The sequence below is a fragment of the Bifidobacterium hominis genome (assembly GCF_040095915.1).
GTDB lineage: Bacteria > Actinomycetota > Actinomycetes > Actinomycetales > Bifidobacteriaceae > Bifidobacterium > Bifidobacterium hominis.
In genome coordinates this window covers 24,616-38,716 of record NZ_JBBMFR010000012.1, presented here as the reverse complement: position 1 = coordinate 38,716, position 14,101 = coordinate 24,616, and the positions used below count along the sequence as shown (strand labels likewise).

The following is a 14,101-nucleotide window of genomic DNA, read 5'->3' as shown; positions in this document are numbered from 1 at the left end:
CATCCCGCTGGTCATCGCGTTCCTGTGCCTGCAGAAGTACTGGCAGTCCGGCCTCTCCGCAGGCGCGGTCAAGGAATAAGCAATTTCTGTACAACGATCACGGAACGAAAGGTATGGCCCATACTACAAGTATGGGCCATACGCATATGCGTATAATCTGGCGGATCTTCCTCACAAATCACGATAGTTGTTCTCTATTGCGAGACATATTCCGGCTGCAAAGCTGAAGTAATTCAGATTCATATGACCGAAGGTGCGGTCTCGTTATGCGTAAAAACAGGAAGCTTTATGGCGGCACAGTTTAAAGTGCTGGCATGGGCACTGCAGACAGAAACGGCGGTGAGACTGTGACTTAAGATCCAAAAAGATGGCGTGCAGTACGACTAGGGACTAAGGCGCACCGCGAGGGGCCAAGATTTAAACCTTTCGAGCGCATAAATAACCACGCATAAGAACCAGAGGGGCAGCACCGAAATAAACTACCTCACATAGATGAAAAAAAGACGAGCCAAATATCGGCTAATGCTCATATGTAGACCTCGATACCACTGAGAGAATAATCGATGCCATCGATGCCGTTAATCCGTATATGTTCGACGACATCCCAAGGAGGTGAACTAATCTTTCACTGAGAACTGTCGAAATCCAGAGCGCGCAAGATTTCGAAAACTACCACGCACTCCTGTTTAGTAATCTTTATTGACAATAAAAATTACATGACACGCTTGCATCGCGGCAAACTACAATATGTATCAGCCCCACACAGGAAAGCGAGGACACCGTGAGCGGCACTCAGGCAAAGGCATCACCTTCCGATATCCGAATCAGCAATATTACCGCCGCATTCGAGCAACTGTTCCCCGCAACGCAAATGTCGCGAGCCAATATCGGCAAACTCATCGGACTTTCACGCTTCACCACCAGCGAAGTGACCGGTGAAATGGTCGACAATCGCATTCTGCGCGAACTCGGGCCAGACAATCGCGAGGGGCGTGGCAAACGTTCGCAAGTACTCGCCATCGACACTGATTTCTGGCGAATCGTTTCCATCGACCTGTCGGATCCGAGACTCGCCAAAGGAGCACTGGCGGATCTTTCCGGCAGAATCGTGGACCGTACCGAACTTCCCGTAGACAACGGTTGCAGCGTCAATGACGTAATCAGCCTGTGCAAGCAGCTCATCACTTCAACGCCACTGCCGATTCTCGGCATCGGCATCGCCGTAACCGGTATTGTGGAACCCGACGGCGCAGTGCGCAAATCCGTGCACTTGGGATGGAACGAACTGCCACTGAAAGCCGAAGTGGAAAACGCCACCGGAGTGCCTGTGTTGGTAGACAACGACACCAACGCGGCGCTTGTGGCGGAACGATTCTTCGGAGACTGCTCCCCCAATTCCATGCTCATCTCCATCGGACGAGGCGTCGGTGCCGCACTATGCCTCAACGACGTCATCATAGAAGGAAGCTCCTTCACCGCCGGGGAAATCGCGCATGTGGTGGTCGATCGGAATGGACCGACCTGTGAATGCGGCAAACGGGGCTGCCTTGAATCGTTGGTTTCCGGCGACAGATTGCAGGAACGCATCGCACAGGATCCCGCCTCACGCACGCACATTCTCGCCGAAGCGGGCGCTCTGCTCGGTCGTGTCATGGCCATACCGGCCGGACTGCTGGATCTGCGTGACATTTCGGTATACGGAGCGCCAGAAATAGTCAATACTCAATTCATCGACGCAATGGAAGATGAAATCAAGCGCACCGTAACCACGGATTATCAGAAAGCGCCGCAAATTCACCGTTGCAGGCAAGGCGAGGATCTCACATTGCGCGGCCAGGCCACCATCGTAATCCGCACACTAGTTCCGACAATCCACGAACGCGGCTCCCTCATTGGCGAAGCATAGCCCCGGCCACCGCTCACTGCTGCGGGTAGGAATCCTCAAAGAAACGGCGCTCGAGATGCACGATGGTGCGGAACACGTCGGCTTCCGAGCCATCCATCGACGCATACTCGTTAACGAGCGCGATCAGACGGCCCGTCCAAGCACGGAAATGATCACCTTCATGCAAATCAACCCAGCCTTTGTGCGCCGGAATCTGCTGAATAACACCCGCATCAATGGTGCGCTTGGCCCAAGCGAGATAGATCCATTCCATGCAGCACAGCGCGGTGATCAGCTCTTCCCACGTTCCCTGAACCAGTTTGGTGAGATATTCGCAATACTCGCGATTTGCCGGAGTTTGCTCGGAATTATTATATTCTTCGTCAGTAATTCCATATTCCTTAAGGAATCCCGTAAAGTATGTTGCCTCATTATCAGCAAACCATTGCGATTGTTTTGCCAGCATATCTTTGGTTTCCTGACGTGGCGCAAGTTCAATTGCATGCGACATAATGCCTTGATTAAAGAATTTGAAATCCTGAATTAAATAGGACTTCAAAATCGATTCCGGAAGCGTATCATCCAGCATTTCATTCACAAAACGTGAATTGATGGCCTGATTCCATTCATCGGCAGCCGACATGTACAGCTGATCGGCGACAGAACCCGGCTCAGCCCCCAGCCATGCATAATCGCCGCTTGCGGACTGTGGCGCCTCTGGAACATGATTCACAGTCATAAGACCCCCTTCTATTAGTGCGGCCAACGCAGCCTTACCACGCCCCGCTCTGGATCGCTTTACATAACGCAGTCATAACGACCGCCGTCCCCAACGTACCGAACGCGCCACCGAAACGCAAGAAGCAGGCCACTCCATAATCGCCATGACCGCCATGACCGCACGCTCAATCCTGGTGAATCATTGCGTGAATTTGTTGACGCGGCGATCATAGGTCATAAGGCCGTTGAGCTCCTCCTCCACGTCGGAAACCTGCGTATACACATACCCAGCCAATCCGCGCGATTCCAACGATTCAGCCGAAGCGAGCGCAGAACGGACGGCAGCACGCCAATCCTCAATCGAATCGTATTCGCCATAACCGTACGCGCGCGAAACCGCGGCATGATCGGCAACAAGCTGCGCCAATCCCCCGAATTCCGAAATTATGAACGCACGAACGCCATGCTGCGCCACCGGCAACACCGCATAATGCGCGGCACGGCGACGCCTCTTGTGTCTCTTCTCATATTCGGCCACATACCCGCGCAACGGCCCCTTATCAGGGTAGATTTCCAGCGGACGGAAGTAGTTGTGCACGCTATGGAAGTCGCCGCAACGTTGGTCGTACCAACCGCTTGTGGCGTCAATCGGACGCGTCGGGTCAAGCGCGTGAATGCGTTCCGCCGCATCGCATGCGTCGAACTGCCCCCAACCCTCGTTGAAAAGCACCCACGCAACAATCGACGGATGGCCGGCAAGCATGTGCACCATGGCATCGCAGGTGCGCGACCAGTCACGGCGGTACGTCGAATCGTCGGCACCAAGCGCTGCGAAATGCTTCGCCGTGTCGTCGCGGTACTTGTTCCACGTGGTGCGCATGAGCGTCGGCTTGCGATTCGTGGTCCACGCGTTATATTCGCCGCCGCCCGACACCGCATCCTGCCATACGAGCATGCCGAGACGGTCGCAATGGTAGTACCAGCGTGCGGACTCGATTTTGATATGCTTGCGCAACATATTGAAGCCGGATTCCTTCATGGCGGTTATGTCATGAGTCAGCGCTTCGTCGCTCGGCGCGGTCAGCAAGCCGTCCGGCCAATACCCTTGGTCGAGCACACCCTTGAGAAACAGCGGTTTGCCGTTGAGATGGAACCGCGCAACACCCTTCAAATCAGGCTTGATCTCAACCGTTCGGAATGCGCAATACGAGTGCACAATATCCTGCTTTTCTTGCGGTTTTTCCTGCTTTTCCTGCTTTTCTTGCGATTTCACAGCGCCAAATTCCAACGTCGCCGTCACGTCATACAAATACGGATCTTCAGGCGACCATAAGTGCTCGGCCCGCGTTGCGATTTCCGTACGCACCTTGCGCACGCCGGCCGCAAGCCGCTCATCCGCAACAACCGTGCCATCCGAGGGATCCGTTACGACGATATGCAGTTTGGCGTTTGGCTTGTCTCCGCCGATTTCTGCGCGAATGAACAGTCTGCCGTCCGCAGCGCCCTTCAGCGTGAGCGTCTGCATGTACGCCTCCGGCACGATCTCCATCCACACGCTCTGCCAAATGCCGCTCTGCGCGGTGTACCAAATACCCTCGCGCTCGATCTTCTGCTTGCCACGCATCTGCGTGCCCGAATCGTTCGGATCATACACGCACAACGCAATCTCGAAAGCATCATCGGGATCGACGAACGCCGAAACGTCAACATCGAACGGTAAATAGCCCCCGACATGCAACCCAGCAAACTGCCCGTTGATAAAGCAGGCACACACGTAATCGACCGCTTCGAAATGCAGAATCAAACGATTCGCATCCCCGATTTGCCGAACCGCTTCCTCTCCCCCAAGCGTGACAGGGTGCACAATCGTGCGATACCAGATCATATTGTCGGGATAAATCGTTTGATGCACGCCGGAAAGCGCAGATTCCGGCGAAAAGGGCACGAGGATTTTGCCATCGAAGGTTTCAGGAATGGCCGCTTCCTTCACTACCTGCACCGCTTCGTCACGGGTGAGTACAGTCGCGGATTTGCGCCATTTCGAGCCGTTGTCGCTTTCAGGAATGGATACGATTGCGTAATCCCAGAATCCGTTGAGCATAGTGTGATTGCTGCGCACCATGGTCGGGCGCGGATGTTCGTTCAGGATTGGCGTGCGACCGTTCTCCAGTTTGCGTTCGCCATCTTTCGCAGGGCAGAACGCTTTGTGTGCCGCGTTGGAAGACAGCCATTCGCTGGCGATCTGTTCACCCCACGGCGTCCACAACTGCTGCAGCGGCTCCTGAGAACGCATTTTCGTAGGCGCGGCTTTCAGCACTCGTTTGACGTCCAACATAAGAGTCCTCCCTGCAGCATCGCATTTCCCTCAACTTCCTCATTGTAACGAGAGGAATAGCAAAGAGAGATAGGATTCGCGGATTCGAGATCGATGCAATCCGGATTGCACAATCAGATATAAAAAAAGCCGGTGCAAGAACTTCGTAAGTTCCCGCACCGGCAATCAAGCAAATCAGCTGAAATATATCAGTTGAATCAGCCCTCCAGCTTGGCCTTTTCAGCGGCAAGACGAGCCGCCTCGGCCTCACGACGAGCCTTCAGTTCGGAATCGAAGCGGGCAAGCTCCTCTTCAACGGCCTCCGGCGGGATCTTCGCGAAAATCGGATGCGGCTTCGGCACTGCAGTGCCGGCCACGATCGGCTCGGAAGCCCACGGATGCACGGTTTCACCCAGCTTGTAGTCGCCGGTGATGATCGGGTACATGAAGCCCGGCTTGTCGAGATCCTCAACCTCCTCCAAGCGTGGCAGCGGCGAGAACGTGCCCGCGCCACCAAGAGCCTCCCACACCTTCTGTGCGGAATGCGGCAGGAACGGGGCCAGCAGGTGGTTCGCGTCAGACACAGCCTGAGCGGCAACGTGCAGTACGGTACCGAGGCGAGCCGGATTGTCCTTGATCTTCCACGGTTCAGTGGCGGAAATGTACTTGTTGATGTCGCCAACCACGCGCATGGCTTCGCTCAGCGCGTTCTTCTGGCGATGGTTCTCGATCAGCGAGCCGACCGTGTCGAACGCGGCCTTGGTTTCGCTCAGCAGAGCGCGATCCTCATCGGTCATTTCGTTCTCGTCGAGCGCCGGAATCTCACCGAAGTTCTTATTCATCAGGTTGGCCACACGGTTGACGAGATTGCCCCAGGAAGCGGCAAGCTCCTCGTTGTTGTGGCGCACGAACTCAGCCCACGTAAAGTCGGAATCGGAGCTTTCCGGACCAGCCACAGAAATGTAGTAGCGCACGGCGTCCACAGGATAGCGGGCGAGAATATCCTTCACATAAATGACAATGCCGCGGGAAGACGAGAACTTCTTGCCTTCCATGGTCATGAACTCAGAAGCCACAACCTGCTCCGGCATGTTCAACGGGCCAAGCTTACCTGTTTCGCCGCCCTTGGATCCCTGGCCGTTATAGCCGAGCATTTCGGACGGCCAGATCTGGGAGTGGAACGTGATGTTGTCTTTGCCCATGAAGTAGTAGCCCGGTGTTGCTGGATCGTTCCACCATGCACGCCACGCCTCCGGATCGCCCTTGCGGCGAGCCCATTCGATGGATGCCGACAGGTAGCCGATCACGGCGTCGAACCACACGTACAGCTTCTTGTTCGGATTGTCGATCCAGCCGGCAACCGGAACGGGAATGCCCCAGTCGATATCGCGTGTGATGGCACGCGGCTTGACTTCCTTGAACAGGCCGATGGAGAAGTTGATGACGTTGGTGCGCCAGCCTTCGCGGGTCTTCAGCCATGCGAGATTGGCTTCGGCGAGCGCCGGCAGGTCGAGGAAGAAGTGTTCGGTTTCCTCAAAACGCGGAGTTTCGCCGTTGATTTTGGAAACGGGGTTGAGAAGCTCGTCCGGGTCGAGTTCGTTGCCGCAGGCGTCGCACTGGTCGCCGCGGGCGCCGTCGGTACCGCAGATCGGGCAGGTGCCTTCGATGTAACGGTCAGGCAGGGTGCGGCCGGTGGACGGCGAGATGGCAACCTTCTGGGTACCCTTGTAGATGTAGCCGTTGGCGAGGCACTGCTTGAACAGTTCCTGCACCACCTGCTCATGGTTGCCGGTGGTGGTGCGCGTGAACAGGTCGTAGCTCAGGCCAAGATCGCACAGGTCCTTGGCGATCACGCGGTTGTAACGGTTGGCGAGCTCCTGGGCGCTGACGCCTTCCTTGTCGGCTTCCACCAGAATCGGGGTGCCGTGCTCGTCGGTGCCAGACACCATTAGCACGTCATTGCCCTTCATGCGCTCGTATCGCGCGTACACGTCAGAGGGCACGCCGAAGCCGGCGACGTGACCGATATGACGGGGGCCGTTAGCATACGGCCAAGCAACATTCACCAAAATATGACTCATGGTGTCTGATTATACAAACCGCCATATCCCGCATTTTCAACCGATTTCAGTAGTCGGATTTTATTGGATGACTGGCATGCGATCGTTGATTTCGATTGTTTGAATATCTGCCGATTTATTCACATTGTTGCATTGCACAACAATCACTTTTCCACATATCCACAGATTTTCGGGGAAAGTGGCAAGGGAGGAATCTAATCCGCTACTGTACCGGCATGGACACTTCACCACCCCTTCTGGGCAACGACGACCTTCCGGGACCGATGTGCCTGAACCTGTTGGCCTCATCCGGCGCGCTATGCAAGCTCGACAGCGCGAACGCCTACTCAAGCCATGATTCGGACACTTTGTACGGGCGAGCATGCATCATCGCGACGCTACTGCCAAGCCGTTCCGTGGCATGTGCGCGCACCGCCGCATGGGTCTGGCTGGGAGGCGCGTTCCCCGACTCCATCGACATCATCGCGAAAGCCCACTACAGAACACTGCGATACGGGCGAAAAATCAACGTCTTCAACCGCATCGCACCATCCGAGCACACCATTAAGGTCGGCCCGATCACCGTGACCACACCCGTTCGCACCGCATGTGATCTGGCGCTGAACTGTGCCCCCGAAACGGAATCGAAGGTTTCCGAAATCATCTGCATGCTTATGCAGGAATTTCATTTCCGTCCCAACGATTGCATGCAAATCATGGAAGATACGAAGCATATTCGCAACGCTCCGCAGGCACGGAATTACATTCTTGCGATTGACGGCAGAGGTTACGAACACGGGAACCGTAAGGATTACGAAGACCGTAAGGACCGTAAGGACGCTGAATATGTGCGCGGCGCATAGCAGGCACAAGGCGCACGGCAGACGCAAAGTACCGCCATACCAGCCCAAGCCACGGCCAAAACCGCTGGTCGACCCGCCATCTCCCCCGATTCCGTTGACGCCGCTGGTGGCGTGCAGTCCCGGCACCCCACAAGACGTGCTCTGGCATATCGCGGAATATGCGCCTCGACTGCGCAAATGGCTGATTGCCAATCCTTCCGCAACACCTGCGATGCTGGAATATCTTGCGCAAGTCGACGGACCGGATGTGGCACGTTCCCTGCAAATACTGCTGGAATCGTTGGAATCGCACACATTAAACGATGCGATTGAGCATGCTGGCTAAGGTAGCGCAATCACAAGTGCCTACAACGCAACAACGCAATCGCAAGTACGCAGCGGGCAATCGCGCGGCAAGCGATCGTCAAACGGCAGACAATGCGAAAGGCTTACTCTTTCATGGCAAGAACCGTGTTGTAGACCTGCTTGCGATTGGCAAGCGAGCCATCCGCAAGGGGGTGCTCGGCAACGACTTGCGAAATCGCGTCTTTGATGCGCAGATTGTCTTCCCGCGCACGGTCGATCGACAGCACCGCCAAGTCTTCTATGCTCAGCGACGTGGGGGCCGCGGCATCGGCCTCCTCTTCGGAAGCGCCGGCGACGACCAACACCATTTCACCGCGCGGAGGTTCGTCGATCACGCTTTGGCGAATCTGCGCGATGGTTCCGCGGCGAATCTGCTCGAAATCCTTGGTAAGTTCACGGCAAAGCGCCATCTTGCGGTTCGGACCGAACACGTCAAGCAGGTCGGCCATGGCATCGTCGATGCGATGCAAAGTCTCGTAAAACACAATGGTGCGGCGCTCCGAACGCAACGTGCGCAAGTATTGCACGCGTTCGGAATGCTTGCGGGGCAGGAACCCTTCGTAGCAGAATCGGTCGGTCGGCAGGCCTGACAGGCACAGCGCGTCCAGTACGGCGGACGGGCCGGGAGCGCAGGTGACGGGCAGGCCGCGTTCGATGGCGCGACGCACAATCGCCAAGCCCGGATCGTTGATGGTCGGCATGCCCGCGTCGGACACGACCAGCACGGTCGCACCGGTTTCCACCTGGTCAAGCAGGCCATCGGACTTGTCTCGCTCGTTATGATCGTGGTAGGCCACCACGCGGCCATTCACATGCACGCCAAGACGGTTGGCGAGCGCATAGAGACGGCGGGTGTCTTCGGCTGCGACGATGTCGGCGCGCTCCAGCAGCGCAATGAGACGTGCGGACGCGTCGGCAGTGTTGCCGATCGGCGTGGCCGCCAGCACGACCGTGCCTTGCGGAACGTTGGTTCCGCGCACGAGAGTGTCAAGTCCCGCATCGCCGGCTGCGTTTTCATCTTCACGTTCGCGCTTGTCTTCGCATTCGCGCTCATTCATGCGTTCCATGCCTTCAGCCTATCCAACGCAAAGGAAAACAGCCCTCCCAGCGTCCCAATTCCTCCACTCACTGGAAGAATCACCCCGCCCGCAAGCCCAACACCAACCCAAACCCCCAGTCACTGGAGGAATCCGGACGCTCACAAGACTAAAAACGGGAAGATTCCTCCAGCGACTGGAAGAATCTTCCTGCAATTGCATGTTCATGCCACGAGCGCACGCCGTGTATCCTCATTGTCGAGCGAAGTTGACACTTTGCGCCTGTTTGTGCAGATTTGCCACCCGTCGGGCGTTACTAAGCGCTGCATTAGAGGGCCGCTGGTAGGCTGACATTGGTTCCGCAGGCGTGCGGAAGTTCAGGCCAACCGCCAAAGGAAGCCTGAACCACGTAATTTTAAATGTTTAGATGTAAGGTACTCACAGAGAGCATTCCATGGGAATTATCAACTTCTTCATTAACCTGCTCAAGGATCCACGCACCGCGATCGCCGGCTGGATCTCTATGGGCGTCGCCCCTACGCTTGGTTTCATCTTCTTGATCGTGTTCGTCGAAACCGGCGTCGTGTTCTTCCCGTTCCTGCCGGGCGACTCCCTGCTATTCGCCGCCGGCTTCTTCGCCGCGCCCGACGCCCAGACCGGCGTTTCCGCGCTACCGCTGTTCGCGCTGCTGCCCGTGGTCTGGTGCGCGCCGATCATCGGCGACCAGTGCAACTACTGGATCGGCCATTTCTTCGGTCGTCGCATCATCGAATCCGGCAAAGTCAAGGCCATGACCCCTGAACGCCTCGCCAAAACCGAAGGCATGATCGAAAAGTGGGGCCCGCTCGCCGTGTTCCTCGGCCGTTTCTTCCCGTTCATCCGCACGTTCATGCCGTTCATTTCCGGCATTTCCGGCATGCGTTGGAGCCGTTTCACCCCGTTCTCCGTGCTCGGCGGCCTGTGCTGGTCCACCCTGTTCACGCTGCTCGGCTACTTCTTCGGCGGCATTCCGGCCGTGCAGAAGCATTTCGAGCTGGTCATCGTTGCGATTCTCGTGCTGTCGCTGATTCCTACGATCGTCGGCCTGCTCAAGGCTAAGTTCGGTAAGAAGAAAGCCGATACCGCAGCCGTAGAAGCCTGATCTTTCGTCTTTCGTCTTTTCTTGGCGAAAACGGCGTCTTTCGATTATTCGGAAGGCGTCGTTTTCGTATGCTTTTCATAGGAATCATGGCAACACGCGACTATCGGGAATTGCATTAGTACAGACCTCGTACTAGAATCACGAGAGTTGTCTTAAGACATGGGGCCGTAGCTCAGTTGGTAGAGCGCTTCGTTCGCATCGAAGAGGTCGCGGTTTCGACTACCGTCGGCTCCACTAAGCCCGCTGCATTCATTCCACCGCAGCGGGCTTTTTCTTTACCCAGACATGTCGGCCACCAACCAGTCAACCCTCGTCAAATACCCCCGAACTCATATATCTGCCATATATAAGCGAGATAGGGCGCAAATTTAGGCTTGAGACGTGCGCTGACGTACGAATGCGTCAAGCGAGGACGCATCGATGCCCTCATACCCCTTGATCGAGGCGAACTGCGGACCTTTGGAATTGTCGATCTGCATGAATCCGGTCTGGCCAATCGTCGTTGCACCGGAATCGACGGCCGAACGCAAGCCAGACATGGAATCTTCGATCGCAATGCAGTACTTCATATCTTCCGGAGCAATGCCCAGACGGCGGCCAGCTTCCAAATACGGGGCCGGAGACGGCTTCTTCTCAACATCGTCGTCGCCACACACGTAGCCTGCGAACGCACCGGCCGGCGCCTGCGCAACCAGATTCTCCGCAAGATGACGCGGCGACGTGGTGACCAGCATCGAAGGAACACCCGCATCACGCAACGCAATCAGCACGTCTTCCGCGCCTTTGATCCACGGAATGCGCTCGAATTCCTTCTGGGCTACGTAATCGATCATGCCTTGGCCAATCTCCTCGATCGACAGCTGGCAACCATGCTCCACCATACGGCGAGCCACATCCGGAACCGGCGTGCCCGAACCCTGCCAGGCAAGCTCCTCATCCCAATACCCGCCATGTGCGGCGGCGATTTTCATCTCCCCCTCATGCCAGTACGGTTCGGAATCGATCAAAGTACCGTCCATATCCCAAAACACAGCCTTGATCATCAGGTTCGACTCGGTCATGATGTTCCTTCCTTACGACCGTCGGACTCGGAGCACCGGATTTGCGTGCGGCGCCGTCCATCGCGATTTCCACTGCCATTTCAGCAGAGCGGCAAGACGGCAAATTTGCAAACAAATGCAACGCTTGCAAATGCTGCAGCAAAACGAAAAGCGAAACAACAAACAAGGCAGCAGCACAACGGCAAACAAAAAGCGCCCGGACGTTCTTTCATCCGAGCGCTTCCCACATCAACGCAATAACTCACGTCTGCGAAATCATCCGTTTCACGTACTGCAGGCAACCCCCATTGCCGCAATCCATGACATTCGAAAAAATTCGCTTCTATCGGAAGATTCGAAATCTACTCTTCCTGATTCTCCTTGTTTTCCCCAGCGACTTCCGTAGCCTTTTCCGCATCTTCCGCCTTCCAGCGGGCGATGCAACGTTCCACGCGCTTGTAGCCGATGATCTTCGGATCAAGTCCTGCCTCGCGGAAAATCGCGGCAGGCGAGCCGCCCTCGGCATACCTGCGCATGCAGTCGTCGCGAAACTCCTTGGAGTAACAAATACGATACTGGGTGACCGATTCCACGGCATCCAAAGACCCGAGATACTTACGGGTCTTAGCGGTGAACGCAACTCTTGGCACTGTACGCTCCTAACCTTTCCTGTTCTTGCCGCTTATCTTACCCCCTACCCTATGATTTCTCATAGAAAAGGAGAACCACCTTTCACCGAAGCACCTTAATGACCGGAAGAATGACAGTCAGAATGCGGATACTCAACATTATTTCCCACAACAACGACATCGTCACAGAAAGTAATACATTTGGCAAAATTATATAACAAAACAGGCACATCTGTTGCAAGATATGCCTGTTTTATTAATATTTTCAGTATTTTCCGAAAATCGGTCAATCCCTCCAAAGCACGATTGACCTGGAAACGGGCTTAGAGGCGGATTTACCCCTCTGAATACCCTCGTTTTCACGTACGACACCCCCATTGGGCGTGTCGTATGCGTCGGCCGCGGCACGCGCGGACTCCACGAAATCACGCGATGGCAGCTGTCGGGCATTGACCTGAATCTGCCTACGCCACATGCGCGCACGGCGGGAACGTTCAATCTCCACAATGTCGCCATCTGCATCAGCTGCGAACACGCTGGAACCGGTCGGCTTGCGCAGACGCTCGACCTGGCGGCGCAGCTCGCGGTTCTCCTCCTCCAGGGAAAGGATCCGTGCAATACCGGCCAGATTGATGCCCTCTTCCTGGCTCAGCTGCTGCGCTTTCGCAAGGCGAGCGATGTCTCGCAATGAGTAGCGGCGGGCGCCGCCATCCGTGCGCTGCGGCACCACAAGCCCAAGCCGATCGTATTGGCGAAGTGTTTGGGGGTGCACGTTGGCAAGCTCACCGGCACGGCCGACCGTGAACATCGGCAGTTCGATGTCGAAACCAACTTCGTCTGCTCCATCAAGATCGGCCCTGCCGGCCACAATCGCCATCGCACACATGTCGTACAGCATTTTGGCCTGCCGCGCCGCGCGGGCTTGGGAGGTCCGAGATGCGCGTGCCATGGCGATCAGCGCTCCTTGGCAAGTTCGTCGGCGAAGTCGCCGCACTCTTTGTCGAATTCCTTCGCCGCATGCTTGACTTTCAGGCCTGGCTTATCGGGGATGCGGATTTGCACGCGCCCGACCAGATCGCCGTTGCCCTGCCTGTTGGCCACACCTTTGCCGGAGATGCGCACTTCGGTGCCGCTGGACGAGCCTGCCGGCACTTTGAAGGTGACTTCGTTGCCGTCGATATCCTGTGCGGTCACTTTCGCGCCCGCCACAGCCTGACCGACGGTGATTGGCAGATCCATGATGATGTCACGCTTGCGCAGGCTGAATTTCGGATCTTCGGCAACGTTGATCTGCAAGTACAGATCGCCGTTTTTTCCGCCGTTACGACCCGGCTTGCCCTTGCCTGAAATACGGATTTTCTGCCCGTCACGCACGCCCGCTGGAACATGCGTCTTGAACTTTTTTCCGTCGGCAGACAGTGAAACCGTTGCCCCCTTGACCGACTGACGGAAAGTCAGATTGATCTTGGAGTTACGGTCCTCGCCATCTTCCGGTTGCGCAGCCTGCTCGTAGCTGCCCCCGTAAGGGCTTCCGGCGCCAGCGGCGGCACCATACGCACCAGCCCCGGCAGGTCCGCCCGCACCGCCACCGAACATCGAGAAAATATCGTTGATATTCGGGTTGCCGCCGTTCTGGAAGCGGATGCGCGAACCATTACCGCCCGCACCATACGCTCCAGCGCCACCGCCGAACATCGATCCGAAGATGTCGGAGAACGCCCCCGCATCGAATCCGCCCGCACCGGAACCGCCGGCGAAGCGCGCGCCACCCATGCCAAACTGGCGGATGGCGTCGTACTTCTGGCGGTTGTCTTTGTTGCTGAGCACGTCGTAAGCTTCGGAAATATCTTTGAACTTCTCCTCGGCCTCCTTGGTCTTGTTCAGATCAGGATGGTACTTACGCGCCAGCTTGCGGTACGCCTTGGTGATCTCATCGTCCGTGGCGTCTTTGGAGACACCGAGGACCTTGTAGAAATCCTTGCTCAGCCATTCATTCTCAGCCATGATGTGCCTCCTTTCACGAGGTCGCTGATGTCACTGCGTGTTGTTTTGCGGTTGTTAGTGTCG

At 56.4% G+C, this 14,101-nt stretch carries 12 protein-coding genes, 1 tRNA gene and 1 pseudogene; 6 read left to right on the top strand and 8 right to left on the bottom strand.

The annotated features are described in order from the left end of the window. Positions 1–79: pseudogene (locus WMO36_RS08045) on the top strand (carbohydrate ABC transporter permease); the annotation flags it as partial. Positions 80–781: 702 nt separating this feature from the next. Next, the gene (locus WMO36_RS08040; protein WP_302147377.1) at positions 782–1,906 is read left to right on the top strand and encodes an ROK family protein; all 1,125 of its coding nucleotides are present in this window, start codon (positions 782–784) and stop codon (positions 1,904–1,906) included. A 13-nt stretch (positions 1,907–1,919) separates the two neighbouring features. On the opposite strand, the gene WMO36_RS08035 is transcribed toward WMO36_RS08040, so the two are convergent. From WMO36_RS08035 to metG, 3 genes are all read right to left on the bottom strand, one after another. Next, positions 1,920–2,624, bottom strand: coding sequence for a TenA family protein (locus WMO36_RS08035; protein WP_294447968.1), 705 nt, complete (start codon positions 2,622–2,624; stop codon positions 1,920–1,922). 180 nt (positions 2,625–2,804) lie between these two features. Beyond that, on the bottom strand, positions 2,805–4,940 hold the full coding sequence (locus WMO36_RS08030) for a glycoside hydrolase family 2 protein (RefSeq protein WP_349077259.1): 2,136 nt from the start codon (positions 4,938–4,940) through the stop codon (positions 2,805–2,807). Positions 4,941–5,137: 197 nt separating this feature from the next. Next, a complete protein-coding gene (gene metG / locus WMO36_RS08025; protein WP_349077258.1) occupies positions 5,138–7,000 on the bottom strand; it encodes a methionine--tRNA ligase in 1,863 nt (620 codons plus the stop codon). A 215-nt stretch (positions 7,001–7,215) separates the two neighbouring features. Here metG and WMO36_RS08020 point away from each other — a divergent pair, with 215 nt between their 5' ends. Then, complete coding sequence (locus WMO36_RS08020) at positions 7,216–7,842, top strand: hypothetical protein (protein ID WP_099571550.1); 627 nt, start codon at positions 7,216–7,218, stop codon at positions 7,840–7,842. After that, positions 7,826–8,167 (top strand): variant leucine-rich repeat-containing protein, encoded by a 342-nt coding sequence (locus tag WMO36_RS08015; RefSeq protein WP_349077257.1) that lies wholly within the window; start codon positions 7,826–7,828, stop codon positions 8,165–8,167. Before WMO36_RS08020 ends, WMO36_RS08015 begins: the two co-directional genes overlap by 17 nt. Positions 8,168–8,270: 103 nt before the next feature. On the opposite strand, the gene rsmI is transcribed toward WMO36_RS08015, so the two are convergent. Continuing rightward, a complete protein-coding gene (gene rsmI / locus WMO36_RS08010; RefSeq protein WP_144165458.1) occupies positions 8,271–9,254 on the bottom strand; it encodes a 16S rRNA (cytidine(1402)-2'-O)-methyltransferase in 984 nt (327 codons plus the stop codon). Between the two features lie 424 nt (positions 9,255–9,678). Here rsmI and WMO36_RS08005 point away from each other — a divergent pair, with 424 nt between their 5' ends. Both WMO36_RS08005 and WMO36_RS08000 read left to right on the top strand, forming a co-directional pair. Further along, positions 9,679–10,365: a DedA family protein gene (locus WMO36_RS08005; RefSeq protein ID WP_099571552.1), complete on the top strand. Its 687-nt coding sequence runs from the start codon at positions 9,679–9,681 to the stop codon at positions 10,363–10,365. Positions 10,366–10,526: 161 nt separating this feature from the next. Next, positions 10,527–10,599, top strand: a tRNA-Ala gene (locus tag WMO36_RS08000). 134 nt (positions 10,600–10,733) lie between these two features. Here WMO36_RS08000 and WMO36_RS07995 read toward each other — a convergent pair. The 4 genes from WMO36_RS07995 to WMO36_RS07980 form a co-directional block, all read right to left on the bottom strand. Further along, complete coding sequence (locus WMO36_RS07995; protein WP_099571553.1) at positions 10,734–11,426, bottom strand: HAD family hydrolase; 693 nt, start codon at positions 11,424–11,426, stop codon at positions 10,734–10,736. A 341-nt stretch (positions 11,427–11,767) separates the two neighbouring features. Then, positions 11,768–12,055, bottom strand: a complete 288-nt coding sequence (locus tag WMO36_RS07990; RefSeq protein WP_250779553.1) for a hypothetical protein — start codon at positions 12,053–12,055, stop codon at positions 11,768–11,770. Positions 12,056–12,320: 265 nt separating this feature from the next. Beyond that, entirely contained in the window at positions 12,321–12,983 is a 663-nt protein-coding gene (locus tag WMO36_RS07985; protein ID WP_349077256.1) for a heat shock protein transcriptional repressor HspR, read from the bottom strand. Positions 12,984–12,988: 5 nt separating this feature from the next. Further along, complete coding sequence (locus WMO36_RS07980; RefSeq protein WP_099571555.1) at positions 12,989–14,038, bottom strand: DnaJ C-terminal domain-containing protein; 1,050 nt, start codon at positions 14,036–14,038, stop codon at positions 12,989–12,991. Between the last annotated feature and the right edge of the window lie 63 nt (positions 14,039–14,101).

Bases quoted from the DNA above. Each gene is read 5' to 3' on its own strand.
- metG (WP_349077258.1), bottom strand. From the start codon at position 7,000: ATGAGTCATATTTTGGTGAATGTTGCTTGGCCGTATGCTAACGGCCCC.
- rsmI (WP_144165458.1), bottom strand. From the start codon at position 9,254: ATGGAACGCATGAATGAGCGCGAATGCGAAGACAAGCGCGAACGTGAA.
- WMO36_RS07980 (WP_099571555.1), bottom strand. From the start codon at position 14,038: ATGGCTGAGAATGAATGGCTGAGCAAGGATTTCTACAAGGTCCTCGGT.
- WMO36_RS07985 (WP_349077256.1), bottom strand. From the start codon at position 12,983: ATGGCACGCGCATCTCGGACCTCCCAAGCCCGCGCGGCGCGGCAGGCC.
- WMO36_RS08035 (WP_294447968.1), bottom strand. From the start codon at position 2,624: ATGACTGTGAATCATGTTCCAGAGGCGCCACAGTCCGCAAGCGGCGAT.
- WMO36_RS08005 (WP_099571552.1), top strand. From the start codon at position 9,679: ATGGGAATTATCAACTTCTTCATTAACCTGCTCAAGGATCCACGCACC.
- WMO36_RS08015 (WP_349077257.1), top strand. From the start codon at position 7,826: ATGTGCGCGGCGCATAGCAGGCACAAGGCGCACGGCAGACGCAAAGTA.
- WMO36_RS08030 (WP_349077259.1), bottom strand. From the start codon at position 4,940: ATGTTGGACGTCAAACGAGTGCTGAAAGCCGCGCCTACGAAAATGCGT.
- WMO36_RS08020 (WP_099571550.1), top strand. From the start codon at position 7,216: ATGGACACTTCACCACCCCTTCTGGGCAACGACGACCTTCCGGGACCG.
- WMO36_RS07995 (WP_099571553.1), bottom strand. From the start codon at position 11,426: ATGACCGAGTCGAACCTGATGATCAAGGCTGTGTTTTGGGATATGGAC.